The 21,783-nt window shown below is 70.0% G+C and carries 14 protein-coding genes and 3 rRNA genes; 2 read left to right on the forward strand and 15 right to left on the reverse strand.

The window, feature by feature from the left end; genetic code table 11:
* Positions 1-14: 14 nt before the first annotated feature.
* From HKK73_RS12965 to HKK73_RS12975, 3 genes are read right to left on the reverse strand one after another with little or no spacing between them, the layout of a single operon-like run.
* Positions 15-1,364, reverse strand: coding sequence for an aldolase/citrate lyase family protein (locus tag HKK73_RS12965; RefSeq protein ID WP_171468157.1), 1,350 nt, complete (start codon positions 1,362-1,364; stop codon positions 15-17).
* Positions 1,364-3,010 (reverse strand): malate synthase A, encoded by a 1,647-nt coding sequence (gene aceB, locus HKK73_RS12970; protein WP_171468158.1) that lies wholly within the window; start codon positions 3,008-3,010, stop codon positions 1,364-1,366. The genes HKK73_RS12965 and aceB overlap by 1 nt, the downstream gene beginning before the upstream one ends.
* A gap of 44 nt (positions 3,011-3,054) precedes the next feature.
* Positions 3,055-4,551: an NAD-dependent malic enzyme gene (locus HKK73_RS12975; protein WP_171468159.1), complete on the reverse strand. Its 1,497-nt coding sequence runs from the start codon at positions 4,549-4,551 to the stop codon at positions 3,055-3,057.
* 129 nt (positions 4,552-4,680) lie between these two features.
* Here HKK73_RS12975 and HKK73_RS12980 point away from each other — a divergent pair, with 129 nt between their 5' ends.
* The gene (locus HKK73_RS12980) at positions 4,681-5,493 is read left to right on the forward strand and encodes an IclR family transcriptional regulator (protein ID WP_051028102.1); all 813 of its coding nucleotides are present in this window, start codon (positions 4,681-4,683) and stop codon (positions 5,491-5,493) included.
* A 69-nt stretch (positions 5,494-5,562) separates the two neighbouring features.
* Here HKK73_RS12980 and pucL read toward each other — a convergent pair whose 3' ends face one another.
* Genes pucL through uraD form a run of 3 tightly spaced genes read right to left on the reverse strand, consistent with a single transcriptional unit; the run spans position 5,563 to position 7,365 of the window.
* Entirely contained in the window at positions 5,563-6,501 is a 939-nt protein-coding gene (gene pucL, locus HKK73_RS12985; protein ID WP_051028101.1) for a factor-independent urate hydroxylase, read from the reverse strand.
* A gap of 1 nt (position 6,502) precedes the next feature.
* A complete protein-coding gene (uraH, locus tag HKK73_RS12990) occupies positions 6,503-6,871 on the reverse strand; it encodes a hydroxyisourate hydrolase (protein ID WP_021480424.1) in 369 nt (122 codons plus the stop codon).
* Positions 6,868-7,365: a 2-oxo-4-hydroxy-4-carboxy-5-ureidoimidazoline decarboxylase gene (gene uraD, locus HKK73_RS12995; RefSeq protein ID WP_085387603.1), complete on the reverse strand. Its 498-nt coding sequence runs from the start codon at positions 7,363-7,365 to the stop codon at positions 6,868-6,870. Before uraD ends, uraH begins: the two co-directional genes overlap by 4 nt.
* A gap of 195 nt (positions 7,366-7,560) precedes the next feature.
* Here uraD and HKK73_RS13000 point away from each other — a divergent pair, with 195 nt between their 5' ends.
* A complete protein-coding gene (locus HKK73_RS13000) occupies positions 7,561-8,439 on the forward strand; it encodes a serine hydrolase (protein ID WP_171468160.1) in 879 nt (292 codons plus the stop codon).
* A gap of 101 nt (positions 8,440-8,540) precedes the next feature.
* Here HKK73_RS13000 and HKK73_RS13005 read toward each other — a convergent pair whose 3' ends face one another.
* From HKK73_RS13005 to HKK73_RS13045, 9 genes are all read right to left on the reverse strand, one after another.
* Complete coding sequence (locus HKK73_RS13005) at positions 8,541-9,146, reverse strand: GNAT family N-acetyltransferase (RefSeq protein ID WP_034652222.1); 606 nt, start codon at positions 9,144-9,146, stop codon at positions 8,541-8,543.
* 5 nt (positions 9,147-9,151) lie between these two features.
* Positions 9,152-10,657 (reverse strand): Asp-tRNA(Asn)/Glu-tRNA(Gln) amidotransferase subunit GatB, encoded by a 1,506-nt coding sequence (gene gatB / locus HKK73_RS13010; RefSeq protein ID WP_171468161.1) that lies wholly within the window; start codon positions 10,655-10,657, stop codon positions 9,152-9,154.
* A complete protein-coding gene (gene gatA, locus HKK73_RS13015) occupies positions 10,654-12,192 on the reverse strand; it encodes an Asp-tRNA(Asn)/Glu-tRNA(Gln) amidotransferase subunit GatA (protein WP_171468162.1) in 1,539 nt (512 codons plus the stop codon). The genes gatB and gatA overlap by 4 nt, the downstream gene beginning before the upstream one ends.
* A 1-nt stretch (position 12,193) precedes the next feature.
* The gene (gene gatC, locus HKK73_RS13020) at positions 12,194-12,490 is read right to left on the reverse strand and encodes an Asp-tRNA(Asn)/Glu-tRNA(Gln) amidotransferase subunit GatC (RefSeq protein ID WP_021480419.1); all 297 of its coding nucleotides are present in this window, start codon (positions 12,488-12,490) and stop codon (positions 12,194-12,196) included.
* A 794-nt stretch (positions 12,491-13,284) separates the two neighbouring features.
* A 5S ribosomal RNA gene (gene rrf, locus HKK73_RS13025) occupies positions 13,285-13,401 on the reverse strand.
* Positions 13,402-13,495: 94 nt separating this feature from the next.
* A 23S ribosomal RNA gene (locus HKK73_RS13030) occupies positions 13,496-16,603 on the reverse strand.
* 471 nt (positions 16,604-17,074) lie between these two features.
* Positions 17,075-18,596 (reverse strand): 16S ribosomal RNA (locus tag HKK73_RS13035).
* The 16S, 23S and 5S rRNA genes sit together here, the layout of an rRNA operon.
* A gap of 611 nt (positions 18,597-19,207) precedes the next feature.
* Positions 19,208-20,899, reverse strand: coding sequence for an urea amidolyase family protein (locus tag HKK73_RS13040; RefSeq protein WP_253705641.1), 1,692 nt, complete (start codon positions 20,897-20,899; stop codon positions 19,208-19,210).
* On the reverse strand, positions 20,896-21,696 hold the full coding sequence (locus tag HKK73_RS13045; RefSeq protein ID WP_171468163.1) for a LamB/YcsF family protein: 801 nt from the start codon (positions 21,694-21,696) through the stop codon (positions 20,896-20,898). Before HKK73_RS13045 ends, HKK73_RS13040 begins: the two co-directional genes overlap by 4 nt.
* Positions 21,697-21,783 lie beyond the last annotated feature (87 nt).

Below are 21,783 nucleotides of genomic sequence, written 5' to 3' on the forward strand. Positions count from 1 at the left end.
GGGAGGGCGGGCGCTCAGCCCGCGACGGGCTGCGGCGCGCGCCCGGAGACGCGGACCGCGTCGAGCCCGGGGCGGTCGAGGCCGGTCGCGGTGCGGACCTCGGTCTCGGTGAGCGCGCCGCAGTCGACGCCGCGTCCGAGGAACCAGGCCATCGCCTTGGCCGTCGCCGGCTCGTCGAGGACGCCCCCGGCGTCGGGCACGAACCCGACGTACGCCGCGAGGCGCGCGAGCGCCGACGCCGCGCCCTCGCGGTAGAACGCGTACGTCGCGGCGAACCGGCTCGGGAGCTGCGCGGGGTGCAGGTCCCAGCCCTGGTAGTACCCGCGCTCGAGCGAGCGGCGCACGAGCCGCCCGTGCAGCCGCCACGCCGCGTCGACGGGCTGGGGGTCGCCGACGGGCAGGACGTTCGTCGACCCGTCCGACAGGCGCACGCCCGTGCCCGCGACGGCGAGCTGCATGACCGACTTCGCGTGGTCGGCCGCGGGGTGCTCCATCGACTGGTACGCAGCGGCGATGCCGAGCGACGCCGAGTAGTCGTACGTGCCGTAGTGCAGCGCCGTGACACGACCCGGCGCGGCGTGCACGAGGCGGGCGACCGTCGCCGTGCCGTCGGCCGCGAGCAGCGCCTGCGGCGTCTCGACCTGGACCTCGAACCGCAGGGTGCCCGGCTCGAGGCCGTTCGCGTCCTCGACGTGCTCGCACGCGCGCGCCATCGCCTCGACCTGCTGCGGCGCGGTGACCTTGGCGAGCGTCACGACGAACCCGTCCGGCAGGCCGCGGGCCTCGCCGGCCGCGGCGCGACCCGCGACGAGCTCCGCGACGAACAGCGCGAGGGTGCGCACGCCGCGTCGGCGCGTCGCCTCCTCGAGGCACTTGATGCGGATGCCCGCGAACGGCGTCGCGGTGCCCTGCGCCTCGGCCCGGACGAGCTCGCGCGCCGCCGCGATCACCGCGGCGTCCTCCGCCGCGTCGCCGCGGTCGCCGAACCCGTCCTCGAAGTCGATCCGGAGGTCCTCGATCGCCTCGACCGCGAGCTTCGCGCTCACGCGCTCCGCGACGGCGTCCGCGAGGTCGCCCCCGGCTCCCTCCCCGACGCCCAGCAGGTCCACGAGGCGACGGACGCCGCCCGCGCCGTCGACCGCCTCGCGCGCCTGGGCCGCCCACTCCGGCGCGAGGCCCGCCGCGTACCGGTCGCCCGGCACGTAGACGGTGTGCACGGGCTGGCGCGAGCCGTCGTCGCCCGGGTAGCGGGCCGCGAGCTCCGCGTCCCAGGGCGCGAGCAGCCCGTCGAGCGACGCGTGCAGCGCCGCGACGCCCTCCTCGCTGAAGCCGCGGACCGAGCCCGCCTCGGGACCGGCCGGCATCAGGACGCGTCCTGCTCGTGCGCGACGACGTCCTCGTACGCGGGCAGCGTGAGGAAGTCGACGTAGTGCTCGTTGAGCGCGATGTCCTCGACGAGCGCCGCCGCCCGGTCGTACGGCCCGGCGTCGTAGGCCTCGTGCCCGACGTCGTCCCGCAGCCGCGCGGTCTCCTCGCGCAGGAGCGTGCGGACCAGGTCCGCGGTGACGGTCGTGCCCGCGCTCTCGCCCGCGGTGAACGACGCGCCCGAGCGCACCCACTGCCACACCTGCGAGCGCGAGATCTCCGCGGTCGCGGCGTCCTCCATGAGGTTGTGGATCGCGACCGCGCCGTTGCCCGCGAGCCACGCCGCGACGTACGCGACGGACACGTAGAGGTTGTTGCGCAGCCCCGCCTCGGTGACGTCCCCCTGCGCGGACGCCACGTCGAGGAGCTGGTCGGCCGTGACGTGGACGTCGGGGCGCTGCCGGTCGAGCTGGTTGGGTCGCTCGCCGAGCACCCCGTCGAACACCTCGCGGCACACCGGCACGAGGTCCGGGTGCGCGACCCACGACCCGTCGAAGCCGTCGCCGGCCTCGCGCTGCTTGTCGGCACGCACCTTCTCGAACGCCTGGGCGGTGACCTCGGGCTCGCGGCGGTTCGGGATGACGGCCGCCATGCCGCCCATCGCGAACGCGCCGCGCCGGTGGCACGTCTGCACCAGGAGCTCGGTGTACGCGCGCATGAACGGCGCGGTCATCGTGATGGACCCGCGGTCGGGCAGCGTGAACGACGGCCCGGAGTCGCGGAAGTACTTGATCACGGAGAACAGGTAGTCCCAGCGGCCCGCGTTGAGCCCGGACGCGTGGTCGCGCAGCTCGTAGAGGATCTCGTCCATCTCGAACGCGGCCGGGATCGTCTCGATGAGGACCGTCGCCCGGATCGTCCCGTGCGGGATTCCCAGCGCCTGCTCCGCGTGCGTGAAGACCTCGTCCCACAGGCGCGCCTCGAGGTGGGACTCCATCTTCGGCAGGTAGTAGTACGGCCCGGACCCGCGCGCGACGAGCTCCGCGGCGTTGTGGAAGAAGTGCAGCCCGAAGTCCACGAGCGCGCCGACGGCGGGCGCCCCGTCCACGGTGAGGTGCACCTCGTCGAAGTGCCAGCCGCGGGGCCGCACGACCATGACGGCGAGCGGGTCGCCGTCGGTCTCGGGGCGCAGCGCGTACTGCTTGCCCTCGGGCGACGTGAACGCGAGCGTGCGGCGCGTCGCGTCGTGCAGGGCGGCCTGGCTGCCGACGACGTTGCTCCAGTGCGGCGTCGACGCGTCCTCGAGGTCGGCGAGCCAGACCTTCGCGCCCGAGTTGAGGGCGTTGATCGCCATCTTGGGCGTCGGGGGCCCGGTGATCTCGACGCGGCGGTCCTGGAGGTCGACGGGCGCGCCGGCGACCGTCCAGTCCCCCGCGCGCACGTCGGCGGTCTCGGGCAGGAAGTCGAGGCGACCCGTGCGGGCGACCTGCTCGCGCCGCGCGGCCCGGGCGGCGAGCAGCTCGTCGCGGCGGGCGCCGAACCGGCGCTGCAGGTCGGCGACGAAGTCGAGCGCGTCCGGCGTGAGGATCTCGTCGGACCGCTCGACGGCGGGTCCGTGGACGGCGACGGCCGTGGTGGTGGTCATGGTGGTGTCCTTTCTGCGGGGCGGGCCGGGCTGACGAGGGTGCGTCAGGACCGGGCTGCCGACCCGACGTGGTGGCCCGACGTGCTGCTCTCCTGAGCCTGGCCCGCGCGGTCGCGCTCCGCGACCTCGGCGACGGCGCGCGCGACGGCCGTGGAGACGGCCGGCTCGAAGACGCTCGGGACGATGTAGCTCGCGCTGAGCTCCTCGGGCGCGACGGCGTCGGCGATCGCGACGGCCGCGGCGCGCAGCATCTCGTCGGTGATCTCGCTCGCGCCGACGTCCAGCAGGCCGCGGAAGAGGCCCGGGAAGGCGAGCACGTTGTTGATCTGGTTCGGGTAGTCGCTCCGGCCCGTGGCGACGACCGTCGCGTGCTGCGCCGCGGCGATCGGGTCGACCTCCGGCGTGGGGTTCGCCAGCGCGAAGACGATCGCGTCGTCGGCCATGGTGGCCATGTCGTCGCCCGTGAGGATGTTCGGCCCGGAGACGCCGATGAAGACGTCGGCCCCGGCCAGGCCCTCGCGCAGCGTGCCCGTGAAGCCGTCGGGGTTGGTCGTCTCCGCCAGGCGGCGGCGGTGCTCGTCGGTGAGGCTCGCGCCGGGGTGGATCGCGCCCTGGCGGTCGAACGCGACGATGTTGCCCGCGCCCTGGCCCTGGAGCAGCGCGATGATCGCGTTGCCCGCCGCGCCGACGCCGGAGACGACGATGCGCACGTCCTCGATGGCCTTGCCCACCACGCGCAGCGCATTCGTCAGCGCCGCGAGCACGACGATCGCCGTGCCGTGCTGGTCGTCGTGGAACACGGGGATGTCGAGCTCCTCGCGCAGGCGGCGCTCGATCTCGAAGCAGCGCGGCGCGGAGATGTCCTCGAGGTTGATGCCGCCGTACACGGGCGCGATGGCCTTCACCGTGCGGATGATCTCCTCGGTGTCGGTCGTGTCGAGGCACACCGGCCACGCGTCGACGCCCGCGAACTGCTTGAACAGCGCGGCCTTGCCCTCCATGACGGGGAGGGCCGCGGCGGGACCGATGTCGCCCAGCCCGAGGACGGCGGTGCCGTCGGTCACGACCGCGACCGTGTTGCGCTTGACCGTCAGACGGCGCGCGTCCTCGGGCCGCTCCGCGATGGCGAGGCACACGCGCGCCACGCCTGGCGTGTAGGCGCGGGCCAGGTCGGCGCGGTGGCGCAGCGGCACCTTGGGGTTGACCTCGAGCTTGCCGCCGAGGTGCATGAGGAACGTCGCGTCGCTCACGTGGCGCACGGTGAGGCCGTCGAGCGCGCTCAGCGCGTCCCGGATCTGCTCCACGTGCGCGGCGTCGACGGTGTCGGCCGTGATGTCGACGACGAGGCGGTCGGCGCCCGACTCCGAGACGTCGACGCCCGTGATCGCGGCACCCGTCGCGCTCACGGCCGCGACGAGGTCGCTCGCGGTGCGGTGACCGCTGGGGGCCTCGACGCGCAGCGTGATGGAGTAGCTCGGGCTGGTCGCGGCGTTCTTCGCCGTCGCGGCCTGCGTCTCCGGGGCCTTCGTCTCGGACGTCATGTTCGTTCCTTCTTCTCGTATGCTGATGCGTGTCTTCCGTGATGCGGAAGGGAGCGCGGGAGGTTCCCGCACTGCTCAGGCGAGGTGCGCCCGCCGTCGGGCGGCACCTGGTGGACAGGAGATGGTGAGATGGCCGAGACCTCGGCGGCGACGGAGCCGACGGAGAGCGCCCCGGGCACGCGGCCGGCGAAGCCGGCCGGGGGCGTGCAGTCTGTGGACCGCGCGATCGAGCTGCTCGAGCTGCTCGCCGACTTCGGCGGCGAGTCCGGCCTGAGCGAGCTCGCGCAGCACGCGGGGCTCCCCCTGCCCACGATCCACCGCCTGCTGCGCACGCTGCTCGCCCAGGGCTACGTGCGCCAGACGCCGTCGCGGCGGTACACCCTCGGCCCGCGCCTCATCCGGCTCGGCGAGTCGGCGGGCCGCCAGCTCGGCGCCGGCGCGCGCCCCTACCTGGAGCGCCTCGCCCACGACCTCGGCGAGTCGGCGAACCTCGCGATGATCGACCGCGACATGGCGGTCTACGTCGCCCAGGCGTCGTCGAGCCACTCGATGCGCATGTTCACCGAGGTCGGACGGCGCGTCTACACGCACTGCACGGGCGTCGGCAAGGCGGTCCTCGCCCAGCTCCCCGACCAGACGGTGCGCGAGATCATGGGCCGCGTCGGCATGCCGCCCGCGACGGACCAGTCGATCACCGACGTCGACGCGCTCCTCGCGGAGCTCGCCGCGACCCGCGAGCGCGGGTACGCGATCGACGACGGCGAGCAGGAGCTCGGCGTGCGCTGCTTCGCCGTCGCGGTGCCCGACGCCCCGACCCCCACCGCGCTGTCCGTCTCCGGGCCCGCGGCCCGCGTGACGTACGAGTTCGGCGAGCACGCGGTCCCGGTGCTGCACCGCGTCGCGAGCGAGCTCACGCGCGAGCTCATCACCGCGGCGCCCTGAGATGGGCGCACCCTGCCCGGCCGCGGGTACTCCGCGGCCCGGCAGGGCGCGTCCGTCCGTCATGTCGGCTCAGCAGAACCCGGTGACGGTCGCCCAGGCGCGCGGCTCGGCCGGGACGTCCTCACGCAGGACGGTCGCCTCGATGAGGCCGTACGGGCGGTCGGCCGCGTAGAAGACCTCGTTCGGGTTGTCGAGGCCGAACGGCGCCAGGTCCACGAGGAAGTGGTGCTTGTTCGGCATCGAGAACTTGATCTCCGCGATCTCCGGGACGGCCTCCAGGACGGCCTTGCCCATCGCGAAGAGTGTCTGCTGGAGCGCGAGCGAGTGCGTCGTCGCGAACGCCTCGAGCTGGATCGCGCGGACCTTCGCGTACACCGCGTCGAAGTCGACGTCGGTGGTCGTGTAGCGCCAGCGCGAGGTGACCGACGTCGCGAGGATGCGGTCGTCCGTCTCGACGAGCGTCGTGTAGCGGTCGCGCGGGAACCCGTGGAACTCCGAGCCCGTCGACTTGAGGACGACGAGGTCCGTGAGGCCCGAGACGACGAAGACCTCGTCGCCGTCGCGCTGCACGACCGTGGTGCGCGTCTCCTGGTTGTTGCGGACGAACGCGTGGTCGTGCTCGCCGGCCGAGGTCTCGATGCGGTTCCAGGAGTACTGCTCGATCTCCCAGCGCCCGCCCTCGATCCACTCGAAGTCCTCGACGAAGTGCTGCCCGAGGCGGATGGCGAAGTCCTCGATCGCGCCGACGCCGTCACGGGCGAACGCGTAGATCGTGTTCTTCTGCGTGTCCGTCGCGACGCACCGGGAGTTGTCCCCCTCGCGGTGCGTGGCCTCCTGCCCGCCCCTCAGCTGTGAGGAGACGTTGACGTCCGTGATCTCGTGCCGGGGCGTGGAGCGGTCGACGCGCACGAGGCGCACCTCCGCCTTGCCCCACTGGTTGTCGCCCAGGACGATGGCCCCGCTGCTCTGCGTGGCCGCCGACTGCTCGGCAGTCGTGGTGGTGCTCATGTCAGCTCCCTCGATAGGTCGAGTAGGCGAACGGGCTGAGCAGGACGGGGACGTGGTAGTGCTGCTCAGCGCTCGCCACCCGGAAGACGATGACGACCTCCGGGTAGAAGGACACGGTGTCTCGCCGGTCGAAGTACTCGGCCGTGTCGAACACGAGCCGGTACGTACCGGGGACGAGGGTCTCGGGCCCGAGCTGGGGCACGCGACCGTCGTCGTTCGTGCGGGAGGACGCCACCAGGGACCAGCCCTGCCCCGTCGTCCCCTCCGCGATCTCCGGAGCCGCCTCCAGGCGGACGGTGATCCCCTCGGCGGGCCTACCGCTGGCCGCGTCGAGTACGTGCGTGGTGATGTGGCTGGCGTGGGTGCTCATGCCGTCAGCATTCCCTTCAGCCGCAGCGCGGCGATCTCGCGCAGGTTGCGGGCGGCGTTCGCCCGCTCGGTCTCGGCGTCGTTGCCCAGCCGCTCGGTGAGCTGCTCGAGGATCTCCTCGGCGCTGCGCCCGGCGGCCCGGACGAGGAACACGTGGCCGAACCGCTGCTCGTACGCGCGGTTCCCCTCGGCGAGCCGGCGCGTCACGTCGTCGTCGGAGGTGTCGACCCCGGCCTGCTCGGAGCGCGACATGCTCGCGTCCGCGGCCTCCCCCTCGGCACGCTCGCCGATCCGGGGGTGGCGCGCCAGCGCGGAGTCGACCTCGTCGTCCGTCCACGGGTCGGCGGTGGTGAGCGCCGCCTCGACGGCGTCCTCCACGGTCGCGTACGGGCGACCGGCCGCGACCTCCTCGGCCCAGCGGTCCACGTGGGCGCACGCGAGGAGCGCGTCCCGCGCCTCGTCCGGCGACCACCGGTTGAACTCGTCCAGCGTCATCGCTGCGTTCCCTCTCGACGACCGGGCCGGGCGGCTCGACCGCCCAACCTTCGGAGTGGATTCCACATCTCGGAAGTTTGTTTCCGTCTTATGAATGTACGTCGTGGGTCGGGTGATGTCAACCACGGTGCGGTCCGGCCGCGCGTCGGTAGTCCTGTCGTCCGCCGCGAGCCGGAGCCGCTACGTTCCTGCCCCATGATCGACGACCTCTGGACCGGCCGGCGCTGGGAGCGGCGGCTGCGCACCGCCGGCGTGCACGCGCTCGTCGTCGTGCACGCGGGGACCACCGAGCGCACGTGGTTCCGCCGCCACGACGGAGCGGACCGCCTCGCCAAGCTGAACTCGGTGACGAAGAGCGTCACCGGCATCCTCGCGGGCTTCGTCGACGTCGACCTGTCGTCCTCGGCGCTGGCGCACCTGCCGCACGTGCCGGTCGACGACGAGCGCAAGCGCGCCATCACCGTCGAGCACCTGCTGGGGATGACGTCGGGGCTCGAGTGGCCGGAGTTCGGCGTCTGGCGCGGCTCGGCCCCGCCGCTCACCGCGAGCAAGGACCTGCTGCGCGCCGTCGTGGAGCGGCCGCTGGTCGACGAGCCCGGACGCACGATGTGGTACTCCACGGGGTCCTCGCACCTGCTCGGTGCGGTGCTCCACCGGCGCACGGGTCGCAGCGTCGAGCAGCTGGCGGAGGAGCACCTCTTCCGCCCGTCGGGCATCCGCCGCTGGCGCTTCTACGCGGACCGGAACGGCTACAGCCACGCGGGCAACGGGCTGTGCCTCCTCCCGACCGACCTCGCGCGCCTCGGGACCGCCGTGCTGCGCGAGGAGGTCGCGCCGCTCGACTGGCTGCGCGAGTGCTGGCGCCCCCGCACCCGGACCTACCCCTGGATCGGCGCGTACGGCTGGCACTGGTGGGCCGACCCGGACCTCGGCATGGTCTTCGCCCTCGGCCTGGGCGGCCAGCTCCTGGCGCTCTTCCCCGACCAGAAGCTCGTGGTCGTCATGACCGGTGGCACGTCCTTCGAGGGCACGCTGGACGGCGTGGAGCTGCTGCGCCAGGCGTACCGCGCCTGACGGGCACGTCCGCGCGGCGAGGAGCTGGTGCAGGACGGGACGACGAAGGGCCCGGCAGCGGATGCTGCCGGGCCCTTCGTGCGGTCGTGCCCGCGGACGGCTCAGGACGCGCCGAGGCCCGCCCGGAACTCGTCCTCGAGGATGCTCATGACCGTCGCGTCCGCCCACCCGTCGCCGTCGCGGTAGACGTCGCGCAGTCGCCCCTCCTCGCGGAAGCCCAACGACTCGTAGAGCATCCGGGCGCGGGGGTTGATGCTCAGCACGTCGAGGCTCACGCGGTGCAGGCGCGGTCCCTCGTGCCGGACGCCGTCCACGTCCGTCGACCCGTCGAACGCGAACCGCAGCACCTCGAAGATGGCCTCGCGACCGTAGCCGCGCCCGCGGTAGTTCGGGAGCAGCGCGAGCCGCAGGTTCGCCGAGCGCGCGTGCTCGTCGAGGTCGTTGAGCACGATCTCGCCGATCAGCTCGTCGCTCACCGGCTGCCCGTCACGCACCGCGCCCGGCGTGATGGCCCAGTCGTACCGGCCGTCCCGGTCGCTGACGGTCGCCACCCACTCGTCGATCTGCTCGCGCGTGAAGGTCGCCGTCGTCCCCGTGAGCCGGTTGGCCTCCGGGTCCTGCAACGACTCCCACATGCGGTCCGCGTCCCGCGCCTCGATCGGGCGCAGACGCACCATCTCTCCCAGGACGACCGGTCCGCGCGTCACGGCGGTCAGCCGATCCGCTCGAGGACGAGCTCGCGCACGCGGCCCGCGTCCGCCTGGCCGCGGGTCGCCTTCATCACGGCACCGATGATCGCCCCGACGGGCCCGAGGTTCCCGCCCCGGACCTTCTCCACGATGTCCGGCTGCGCGGCGAGCGCCTCGTCGATCGCGGCGAGCAGCGCACCGTCGTCGGAGACGACCTCGAGGCCCCGGGCGGTGACGACCGCCTCCGGGTCCCCCTCGCCGGCGAGCACGCCGTCGAGCACCTGGCGCGCGAGCTTGTCGTTGATCCGGCCCGCGTCGACGAGACCCTGCAGGGCGGCGATCTGCGCGGGCGTGACGGGCAGCGCCTCGAGCGCCACCTCGTCCTGCTTGGCGCGGCGCGCGAGCTCGCCCATCCACCACTTGCGCGCACCGGCCGGGCTGGTGCCCGCCGCGACGGTGGCCTCGATGAGGTCGAGCGCGCCCGCGTTGACGACGTCGCGCATCTCGGCGTCGGCGTAGCCCCACTCGCCCTGGAGCCGACGGCGGCGCGCGACCGGGAGCTCGGGGAGCCCGGCACGGATCTCCTCGATCCACTCGCGCGGCGGCGCGATCGGGACGAGGTCGGGCTCCGGGAAGTACCGGTAGTCCTCGGCGTCCGACTTCACGCGGCCCGACGTCGTGATGCCCGTGTCCTCGTGCCAGTGCCGGGTCTCCTGGACCACAGTGCCGCCCGCGTCGAGCACGGCGGCCTGGCGCGAGACCTCGTAGCGCACGGCCCGCTCGACGGAGCGGAACGAGTTGACGTTCTTCGTCTCGGTGCGCGTGCCGAGCGGCGACTCGGCTGTCGGGCGCAGCGAGAGGTTCACGTCGGCGCGGACGTTGCCGCGCTCCATGCGCGCCTCGGACACGTCGAGCGCCCGGAAGATGTCGCGCAGCGTCTGCACGTACGCGCGCGCGACCTCGGGGGCGCGGTCGCCCGCGCCCGTGATCGGCCGCGTGACGATCTCGACGAGCGGGATGCCGGCGCGGTTGTAGTCGACGAGCGAGTACTCGGCACCGTGGATGCGACCGGTCGCCCCACCCACGTGGGTGTTCTTGCCGGCGTCCTCCTCCATGTGCGCGCGCTCGATCTCGACGCGGAACACGGTCCCGTCCTCGAGCTCGACGTCGATCCACCCGTCGTAGGCGATGGGCTCGTCGTACTGGGACGTCTGGAAGTTCTTCGGGACGTCCGGGTAGAAGTAGTTCTTGCGCGCGAACCGGCACGTCTCGGCGATCTGGCAGTTGAGCGCGAGCCCGATGCGGATCGCGTACTCGACGGCCTTGCCGTTGACGACCGGCAGGGCGCCCGGGAGCCCGAGCGAGACCGGGGTCACCTGGGTGTTCGGCTCGGCGCCGAAGCTCACCTCGGCCGGGCAGAACATCTTGGTCAGCGTGCCGAGCTCGACGTGCACCTCGATCCCGATGACGGGGTCGTAGCGGCGCGTGGCGTCGGCGTAGTCGACGAGGTCGACGGTCGTGGCGGTCATCCGACCTGGCCCTCCTGTGCGTTCGTGGCCGTGGGCAGCGCGGGCGCGCGGTCGAGCAGCGGTCCGCCCCACGAGCCGACCAGGGCGGCCTCGAGCGCGGCGCCCACCCGGTACATGCGGTCGTCGGCCTTGGCCGGCGCGAGGATCTGGAAGCCGACGGGCAGGCCGTCGTCCGACAGGCCCGACGGCACCGACATCCCGGGGACCCCCGCGAGGTTCGCGGGGATCGTCGCGACGTCGTTGAGGTACATGGCGAGCGGGTCGTCGAGCTTCTCGCCGAACCGGAACGCCGTGGTCGGCGCCGTCGGCGAGACGAGGACGTCCGCCTGCTCGAAGGCGGCGGCGAAGTCCCGCTGGATGAGCGTGCGGACCTTCTGCGCGCTGCCGTAGTAGGCGTCGTAGTAGCCGGCCGAGAGCGCGTAGGTGCCGAGGATGATGCGGCGCTTCACCTCGTCGCCGAAGCCCGCGCCGCGCGTGGCGGCCATGACGCGCTCCGCGGTCACGGGGCCCTCCTCGGGCTCCACGCGCAGGCCGAAGCGCATGCCGTCGAACTTCGCGAGGTTGCTCGACGCCTCCGACGGCATGATCAGGTAGTACGCGCCGAGCGCGTACTCGAAGTGCGGGCAGGAGACCTCGACGATCTCGGCGCCGAGCCCGCGCAGGAGGTCGAGCGACTGCGCGAAGCGCGCGCTCACGCCCTCCTGGTAGCCCTCGCCCGTGAGCTCCTTGACCACGCCGACGCGCAGGCCCGAGAGGTCGCCCGTGGCGCCCTGGACCGCGGCGTCGACGAGCGCCGGCCCGCGGCCCGGGATCGACGTGGAGTCGCGCGGGTCGTAGCCACCGATGAGCTCGTGCAGCAGCGCGGCGTCGAGCACCGTGCGCGTGACGGGGCCCGCCTGGTCGAGCGAGGACGCCATCGCGATGAGCCCGTACCGGGAGACGCCGCCGTACGTCGGCTTGACGCCGACGGTGCCGGTGACGGCCCCGGGCTGACGGATCGAGCCGCCCGTGTCCGTGCCGATCGCGAGGGGGGCCTCGAACGCCGCGACCGCCGCGGCGGAGCCGCCGCCCGACCCGCCGGGGATTCGGTCGAGGTCCCACGGGTTGCGGGTGTTGCCGAACGCGGAGTGCTCGGTCGACGAGCCCATGGCGAACTCGTCCATGTTCGTCTTGCCGAGGATCGGCAGCCCGGCGGCGCGGATCTTCTCGACGAGCGTCGCGTCGTACGGCGGCACCCAGCCCTCGAGGATCTTGGAGCCGGCCGTCGTCGGCATGCCCTTGGTCACGACGACGTCCTTGACCGCGATCGGCACACCGGCGAGCCGGTGCACCGGCTCGCCCGCGACGCGGCGGTCGTCGACGGAGCGCGCCGTCGCCAGCGCCTCTTCGGTGTTGACGTGGAGGAACGCGTTGATCGCGCCCTCGACCGCGCCGATCCGGTCGAGGTGCGCCTGGGTGGCCTCGACGCTCGAGAAGTCGCGCGCCTCGAGCCCTTCGGCGAGCTCGGCCGCGGAGAGCCGTGTCAGGTCCGTCATCTCACTCCTCCCCGAGGATCTGCGGTACGGAGAACCGGCCGTCCTCCGCCGCGGGCGCGCCCGCGAGGACGTCCTCGACGGGCAGCGGCGGCTCGGGGATGTCGTCACGGAAGACGTTCGACATCGGGATCGGGTGGCTCGTCGCGGGGACGTCGGGCGTCGCGACCTCGCTGACCTTGGCGATGGCGTCGACGATCACGTCGAGCTCGCCGGAGAGCCGGTCCAGCTCCTCGGGTCGCAGATCGATGCGGGCCAGCGCGGCGACGCGCGCGACCTCGTCACGGGAGATGGTGGACATGACAGCCATTCTAGTGGGGACCGACGTCGTGCCCACCGCGTCGCCGACCTCTCGTCACACGGATGTGGCCGAGACCGTCCGGCCGAAGAGCGAGCCTGGCCGCGCGAGCTGGACGCCCTGAGGACGGGCCGACCAGGCGCTGCTGACAGGACGAACAGGCAACCATGGCTCGTCTGGCTCCCCAGATGAGCCGAAACCGCCTGCTCGGCATGACGTCACGACCGCGAGGGCGGTCACGAAGGCGACCAGGACGGCGAGCCCCCAACCTGTGTCGCAGCAGTGCGGAAGGTGGTGGGCAACATCGCGCGGCGACCGGACGTGGCAGCCGGGCTTCGCTCGCGAAGCCGACACCACGAGGCACCCGGGTGAGCGGTGGTCAGGCGACGCGTAGCCAGCCGCGCGGTCCGGAGCAAGACGGGACCGCGCCCGCAACAGACGACACCGCGCGCGGACGCCGGGCGAGCCACGACAAGGTGAGACAAGCCGGGCGGGGTGGGTGCTGGTACCGCCTCGTGGCGGGCCTGGTGGGATCCGCGAGGAACGAGCGGCGGATGGTAGACGCGGCACCACCAACCACCTCGACGGTCCAGGCCGGCCGCACGCCGTCGAGCACGAGAACCACGGCCCTACCTCGCCCGGCAGCCGTTCCACCTCTCGACCACGGTTCTACTTCTCGCGACCGCGGTCCTGTCTGGCGAACCGCAGGTCTGTCTCGGCCGGCCGAGAGCTCAGCAATAGGGGTGCGGATATGCCGAAGGCCCACCCCGTGTGGGGTGGGCCTTCGGTGAAGGGTTGTCCGGCGGCGTCCTACTCTCCCACCCCGTCTCCAGGGCAGTACCATCGGCGCTGAAGGGCTTAGCTTCCGGGTTCGGTATGGGACCGGGCGTTTCCCCTTCGCTGTGACCGCCGTAACTCTGTTGAACCTCCTCGACACCGGGGCACCCCGTGTGGGGTGTGGTGTTGGTGGTTCGGGAACCGCACAGTGGACGCGTAGCAAAGTGTTTGGTGTTGAAGTTGTCGGCTGATTAGTACCGGTCAGCTGCACGGGTCTTTCGTCCCCGCTTCCACGTCCGGCCTATCGACCCAGTGTTCTGCTGGGTGCCTCTCACCCCGTAGGGTATGGAAACCTCATCTTGAAGCAGGCTTCCCGCTTAGATGCTTTCAGCGGTTATCCCTTCCGAACGTAGCCAACCAGCGGTGCTCCTGGCGGAACAACTGGCACACCAGAGGTTCGTCCGTCCCGGTCCTCTCGTACTAGGGACAGCCCTTCTCAAGTTTCCTGCGCGCGCAGCGGATAGGGACCGAACTGTCTCACGACGTTCTAAACCCAGCTCGCGTACCGCTTTAATGGGCGAACAGCCCAACCCTTGGGACCTACTCCAGCCCCAGGATGCGACGAGCCGACATCGAGGTGCCAAACCATGCCGTCGATATGGACTCTTGGGCAAGATCAGCCTGTTATCCCCGGGGTACCTTTTATCCGTTGAGCGACGGCGCTTCCACAAGCCACCGCCGGATCACTAGTTCCGACTTTCGTCCCTGCTCGACCTGTCAGTCTCACAGTCAAGCTCCCTTGTGCACTTGCACTCGACACCTGATTGCCAACCAGGCTGAGGGAACCTTTGAGCGCCTCCGTTACATTTTAGGAGGCAACCGCCCCAGTTAAACTACCCACCAGGCACTGTCCCTGGTCCGGATCACGGACCGAGGTTAGACATCCGAAGCGGCCAGAGTGGTATTTCAACGTTGACTCCACCCGCACTGGCGTACGGGCTTCACAGTCTCCCACCTATCCTACACAAGCCGCACCGAACACCAATACCAAGCTATAGTAAAGGTCCCGGGGTCTTTCCGTCCTGCTGCGCGTAACGAGCATCTTTACTCGTAGTGCAATTTCGCCGAGTTCGCGGTTGAGACAGCGGAGAAGTCGTTACGCCATTCGTGCAGGTCGGAACTTACCCGACAAGGAATTTCGCTACCTTAGGATGGTTATAGTTACCACCGCCGTTTACTGGGGCTTAAATTCTGAGCTTCACCCCGAAGGGTTGACCCGTCCTCTTAACCTTCCAGCACCGGGCAGGCGTCAGTCCGTATACATCGTCTTGCGACTTCGCACGGACCTGTGTTTTTAGTAAACAGTCGCTTCTCCCTGGTCTCTGCGGCCGTCCACGCTCCCACCGCGAGGGTGTTCACGCTTCGGGCCCCCCTTCTCCCGAAGTTACGGGGGCATTTTGCCGAGTTCCTTAACCACGATTCTCTCGATCGCCTTAGTATTCTCTACCTGACCACCTGAGTCGGTTTGGGGTACGGGCGGCTAGAACCTCGCGCCGAGGCTTTTCTTGGCAGCATAGGATCACCCAGTTCGCGCTTGTGCGCTCACCGTCAGCTCTCAACCTTCATGTCGGGCGGATTTGCCTACCCGACGGCCTACAGCCTTGGACGTGGTCTACCATCGCCACGCCGGGCTACCTTCCTGCGTCACCCCTGTTAATACGCTTACCTACTACCGGATTGGGTCCCGCGCGCCCCTGCCCGGTGACCCCGAAGGGTCGATGGGCAGGTTTGGGCGGTCAGCATCACCGGGCTCGGTATGGGCGGTTCTTCGCCGGTAGGAGAATATCAACTCCTTGTCCATCGACTACGCCTGTCGGCCTCGCCTTAGGTCCCGACTTACCCAGGGCGGATTAACCTGGCCCTGGAACCCTTGGTCATTCGGCGGACGGGTTTCTCACCCGTCTTTCGCTACTCATGCCTGCATTCTCACTCGTGTGGGCTCCACCGCTGGGTTCCCCCGCGGCTTCACCGCCCACACGACGCTCCCCTACCCACCTGCGCCTCTGGACCACGAAGGCCTGAGTTGAGCGCAGATGCCACGGCTTCGGCGGTGTACTTGAGCCCCGCTACATTGTCGGCGCGGAATCACTTGACCAGTGAGCTATTACGCACTCTTTCAAGGGTGGCTGCTTCTAAGCCAACCTCCTGGTTGTCTGTGCAACTCCACATCCTTTCCCACTTAGCACACGCTTAGGGGCCTTAGCCGGTGGTCTGGGCTGTTTCCCTCTCGACTACGGAGCTTATCCCCCGCAGTCTCACTGCCACGCTTTCACTTACCGGCATTCGGAGTTTGGCTGACGTCAGTAACCTTGTAGGGCCCATCGGCCATCCAGTAGCTCTACCTCCGGCAAGAAACACGTGACGCTGCACCTAAATGCATTTCGGGGAGAACCAGCTATCACGAAGTTTGATTGGCCTTTCACCCCTAACCACAGGTCATCCCCCAGGTTTTCAACCCTGGTGGGTTCGGTCCTCCACGCGGTCTTACCCGCGCTTCAACCTGCCCATGGCTAGATCACTTCGCTTCGGGTCTAGACCCAGCGACTATGGGCGCCCTGTTCGGACTCGCTTTCGCTACGGCTTCCCCACACGGGTTAACCTCGCCACTGAGCACTAACTCGCAGGCTCATTCTTCAAAAGGCACGCTGTCACCCCAGCCAAGGAGGCTCCAACGGATTGTAGGCACACGGTTTCAGGTACTATTTCACTCCCCTCCCGGGGTACTTTTCACCTTTCCCTCACGGTACTGGTCCGCTATCGGTCACTAGGTAGTATTTAGGCTTAGCAAGTGGTCTTGCCAGATTCACACGAGATTTCTCGGGCCCCGTGCTACTTGGGATCCCCTTCGGGAGGCCGCACCATTTCGTCTACCGGACTCGCACCGTCTGTGGTCCGCCTTTCAATGCGGTTCGACTATGACACGGCTTTCTTACTCCCCGGTGGACTGTCAGATCCACCAGAAGGGTCCCACAACCCCGAACACGCAACGCCTGACAGCTTGAACACGCGCCCGGTTTGGCCTCATCCGCTTTCGCTCGCCACTACTCACGGAATATCTCTTCCTGTCGGTACTGAGATGTTTCACTTCCCGACGTTCCCTCCACACACCCTATATATTCAGGTGCGGGTCACACGACATGACTCGTGCGGGGTTCCCCCATTCGGAAACCCTCGGATCACAGCTCGTTTGCCAGCTCCCCGAGGCTTATCGCAGGCTACCACGTCCTTCTTCGGCTCCTAGTGCCAAGGCATCCACCCTGTGCCCTTAAAAACTTCAACAAAAACAACAAAACTGCAGAGAACCAAGAACCACACCCCCGAAAGGGTGCGTCTTGATCTTTACAAAGATGCTCGCGTCCACTGTGCAGTTCTCAAACAACCAACGACCCCGACCCCACCAGACCCGCCTACCCCACCCACACCCTCATACAAGAGCGCAGACGAAGCGGTTCGTGGTCCAAGGACCGGCCCGTACCAGGCACCCCACCAACCGGTGGCCGGTGACCTGAGGACCCAACAGTGTGCTCGACAAGCCCCCCAGTCTCACCCGTGATGTTCCACCACCACCCACACGAACCCCGAAGAGACACGTGCGAGCCGGCAGGTACTGACACCAGCAAGACCAAGAAAGCTCTTTCGTCAATGTTCCACCCATGAGCAACCACCCACCACACGGACGGCGATGGCGTGGCACCTGAACCACCCACCCACCAGCAAACACCGGCAAGGCGAGGGTTGGTAGCTCCTTAGAAAGGAGGTGATCCAGCCGCACCTTCCGGTACGGCTACCTTGTTACGACTTAGTCCCAATCGCCAGTCCCACCTTCGACCACTCCCCCCGCGAACGGTTGGGCCATGGGCTTCGGGTGTTACCGACTTTCGTGACTTGACGGGCGGTGTGTACAAGGCCCGGGAACGTATTCACCGCAGCGTTGCTGATCTGCGATTACTAGCGACTCCGACTTCATGGGGTCGAGTTGCAGACCCCAATCCGAACTGAGACCGGCTTTTTGGGATTCGCTCCACCTTACGGTATCGCAGCCCTTTGTACCGGCCATTGTAGCATGCGTGAAGCCCAAGACATAAGGGGCATGATGATTTGACGTCATCCCCACCTTCCTCCGAGTTGACCCCGGCAGTCTCCCATGAGTCCCCGGCATAACCCGCTGGCAACATGGGACGAGGGTTGCGCTCGTTGCGGGACTTAACCCAACATCTCACGACACGAGCTGACGACAACCATGCACCACCTGTGCACGAGTGTCCAAAGAGACCACCATCTCTGGTGGCTTCTCGTGCATGTCAAGCCTTGGTAAGGTTCTTCGCGTTGCATCGAATTAATCCGCATGCTCCGCCGCTTGTGCGGGCCCCCGTCAATTCCTTTGAGTTTTAGCCTTGCGGCCGTACTCCCCAGGCGGGGCACTTAATGCGTTTGCTGCGGCACGGAACTCGTGGAATGAGCCCCACACCTAGTGCCCAACGTTTACGGCATGGACTACCAGGGTATCTAATCCTGTTCGCTCCCCATGCTTTCGCTCCTCAGCGTCAGTTGCGGCCCAGAGACCTGCCTTCGCCATCGGTGTTCCTCCTGATATCTGCGCATTCCACCGCTACACCAGGAATTCCAGTCTCCCCTACCGCACTCTAGTCTGCCCGTACCCGATGCAAGCTCGAGGTTGAGCCTCGAGTTTTCACACCAGACGCGACAAACCGCCTACGAGCTCTTTACGCCCAATAATTCCGGACAACGCTTGCGCCCTACGTATTACCGCGGCTGCTGGCACGTAGTTAGCCGGCGCTTCTTCTGCAGGTACCGTCACTTGCGCTTCTTCCCTGCTGAAAGAGGTTTACAACCCGAAGGCCTTCATCCCTCACGCGGCGTCGCTGCATCAGGCTTTCGCCCATTGTGCAATATTCCCCACTGCTGCCTCCCGTAGGAGTCTGGGCCGTGTCTCAGTCCCAGTGTGGCCGGTCGCCCTCTCAGGCCGGCTACCCGTCGTCGCCTTGGTAGGCCATCACCCCACCAACAAGCTGATAGGCCGCGAGCCCATCCCTGACCGAAAAACTTTCCAACCACCCCCATGCGAGGACGGCTCATATCCGGTATTAGCCCCGGTTTCCCGGGGTTATCCCGAAGTCAAGGGCAGGTTACTCACGTGTTACTCACCCGTTCGCCACTAATCCGCCCAGCAAGCTGGGCATCATCGTTCGACTTGCATGTGTTAAGCACGCCGCCAGCGTTCGTCCTGAGCCAGGATCAAACTCTCCGTAAATGAACAACGCCCACCACCAGGACAAAACCCGGCAGTGAACAATCCATACGAAGCGAACCCCAACAGGGTTCACAAAACTGGCATCAACACGAAAGATGACATCATCTTCCGAAATCAACCAAAGGAATCCCAGACACAACCAACCCAACCACCCGACGGGCAACCAGGCCAGCCATGCCACAGGGACAAAAAATTTGGCATTGACTAACAAGCACACTGTTGAGTTCTCAAACAACCGACACACACCAACTCAGCACCACCCGACCGGGCAGAACCTCGCTTGGGGCAACCCCTCAACCTTACCAGGTCTTCCCCGGCTCCTCAACCCCGGCTGTTCGCCGTGGTCCAGTCGCCGTGGTCTTCCTCGTCGCGGGCAGAGAACACTCTACGCCATGCGGTGGAAGGGTTTCGACCCCGGGACCAGCCACCCTCGATCGTTCGAGGCGGTGTCTGTTCCTCCCTGTCGGGCCGACATCCAGAACATTACGCGGCCTCGCGCGACATGGTCAAGCCGCTCCCCGGTGACCCGGCCCACAGGGACGCTGCCGCTCGCCGCACGGCACGACGTGCGGCCGTCCGCCCCGCCCTCCCACGCTCCCCCGGCGCCGCGCTCAGACCGTCGTCGCGAGCCGCAGGATCACGCGGTCCCCCGGTCGGAGCTGGGCCGCACGGTCGACGTCCCGCTCGCGGAGCACCCCGATGACGGGGTATCCCCCGGTGACCGGGCGGTCCGCGAGGAAGACGACGGGACGCCCGTCGGGCGGGACCTGGACCGCGCCGCGGACGAGCCCCTCGGACGCCAGCTCCCCCGGCCTGCGGGGCACGGCCTGGCCGTCGAGCCGCAGGGCGACGCGGTCGCTGTCCGGCGACACGGTCCGCAGCGCGCGCAGCGCGTGCCCCGCACCGGGGAGGAACCAGTCGGACCGCGGCCCGGGCAGCACCTCGAGCACCGCGCCCGCCCGCTCGCCCGGACGCGGCTCGCCGGGCGGGAACCGCACCGGTGCGACGTCGGGCCACGGCCACCTGCCCGACGGCGCGGCCCCCACCGCGACGACGTCGCCCGGCTGCAGGGGTTCCGGACCGAGCCGGGCCAGCACGTCCCGCGCGCGCGACCCGAGGACCGCGGGCGGCCGGAGCCCGCCACGCACCGCGAGGTAGGTGCGCAGACCGCGCGCCGCCAGGCCGAGGCGGAGGGTACCGCCGTCGGGCACCCGGAGGGCCGCGTGCATGCCGACCGGGCTCCCGTCCACGCTCGCGGGGACCGCCGCCCCCGCCAGCGCGACGACCGCCCCGCCGGCGAACCGCACGGCGAGACCGCCGAGGGTGACCTCGATCGCCGCCGCACCGTCCGGGTTGCCCACGAGCCGGTTCGCGAGCGCGTGCGACGCGCGGTCGGCCGCTCCCGACGGCCCGACGCCGACAGCGGCGAGCCCCGGGCGCCCCGCGTCCTCGACGAGCGCGAGGGGACCCGTCGCGAGCACCTCCAGGGCGCGCGCGGCCGGCAGCGAGGGGGTGGTGGCCCCGTCCTGTGCGGGCTGCACGCGCGGCGCCCCCGCGCTCCCGTCCTGCTGCGCCCTCCCCGACGGCACGAGCGGGCCGCCGCCCGCGGTCACGGCCGCGCGGACCGGCACGAACCGCACGCGCGCGCCGGGCGCGACGAGCGAGGGCGGGTCCCGGTCGACGTCGAACATCTGCACGTCCGTGCGGCCGAGGAGGCGCCACCCGCCCGGGGACTCCCCCGGGTAGACGGCGGTGAGCCCGCCCGCGAGCGCCACGGAGCCGGCGGGGACGCGGGTGCGCGGGGTGGCCAGGCGCGGGGCGGCGATCGCGGGATCGACCCCGGAGAGGTACGTGAAGCCCGGCGCGAACCCGCCGAACGCGGCCTCGTACTCGCGGCCGTGGTGCCGCGCGACGACCTCCTCGACGCTCAGGCCCGCCCAGCGGGCGACGTCGTCCAGGTCGGGGCCGTCGTAGCGCACGGGGATCTCGACGAGCTCCCCGACGTGGGTGGTGGGGCCGGTCGTCGACGCGCGCCGCACCGCCGCGCGCAGCCACGCCCGGGCGGCGGGGACGTCCGAAGGCGCCGCGCAGCGCACGAGCACCGTGCGGGCGGCCGGGACGACGTCGACCACGCCGGGCGGCGCGTCGCCCAGGGCGCGGTGCAGCGCGCGCACGGCGGCGAGGTCGGGAAGGTCGACGAGCAGCGCGGCCTCGCCGAACGCGTGCACCGTCACCTCGCCGTCGGGGACGTCGGCCGCGTCGCGGACCGGCGACCCGGGAGCGGGGGAACCTCCGGCTGTCACGGCACGGCGTCCGCGCCCGCCGACCCGCCGTGCGGGGCGTCGACGAAGGGCCGCACGACGACCCCGGCCTCCTGGAGCGCGGTCCGCAGCGCCCCGAGCAGCCCGACCGCCCCGGGGGTGTCCGAGTGCACGCACACCGAGTCCGCCTCGACGCGCAGCGACGTGCCGTCCGTGGCCTCGACCGTGCCGGTCGTCACGAGCCGGACGACGCGCCGGGCGACCTCGTCGCCGTCGTGCACGACGGCGCCCGGCCGCCCGCGCGGGACGAGCTCGCCCGACGGGAGGTAGCCGCGGTCCGCGAAGGCCTCGCGGACGGTGGGCTGTCCCGCCGCGTCCGCGAGCCGCAGCACGGCCGAGCCGGGCAGCCCGACGACGGGCAGCGTGGGGTCGTAGGCGCGCACCGCGTCGACGACGGCCCGGGCCTGCGCCTCGTGGTGGACGATCGCGTTGTAGAGCGCGCCGTGCGGCTTGACGTACCGCACGCGGTCCCCCGCGAGCCGGGCGAACCCGTCGAGAGCGGCGAGCTGGTAGAGCACCTCGTCGGCGAGCTCGCCGGGGTCCACGTCCATGAACCGCCGCCCGAAGCCCGCCCGGTCCCGGTAGCTCACGTGCGCGCCCACCCGCACCCCGCGCGCGGCGGCGTCCCGCGTCACGGTCCGCATGGTCGTCGCGTCGCCCGCGTGGAACCCGCACGCGACGTTCGCGCTGGTCACGAGGCCGAGCAGGGCCTGGTCGTCGCCGAGGGTCCAGCGGCCGAAGCCCTCGCCGAGGTCGGCGTTGAGGTCGATGCGCGTCACGCGTCCATCATGCCCGGGACGCGCGCTCGGCGGGCCCCGCCGCGGACCCCACCGGTGCGCCACCGCTGCGCCACCGCGGTGCCCACC

This window comes from Cellulosimicrobium sp. 72-3, assembly GCF_013127315.1.
Taxonomy (GTDB): Bacteria; Actinomycetota; Actinomycetes; order Actinomycetales; family Cellulomonadaceae; genus Cellulosimicrobium; species Cellulosimicrobium funkei.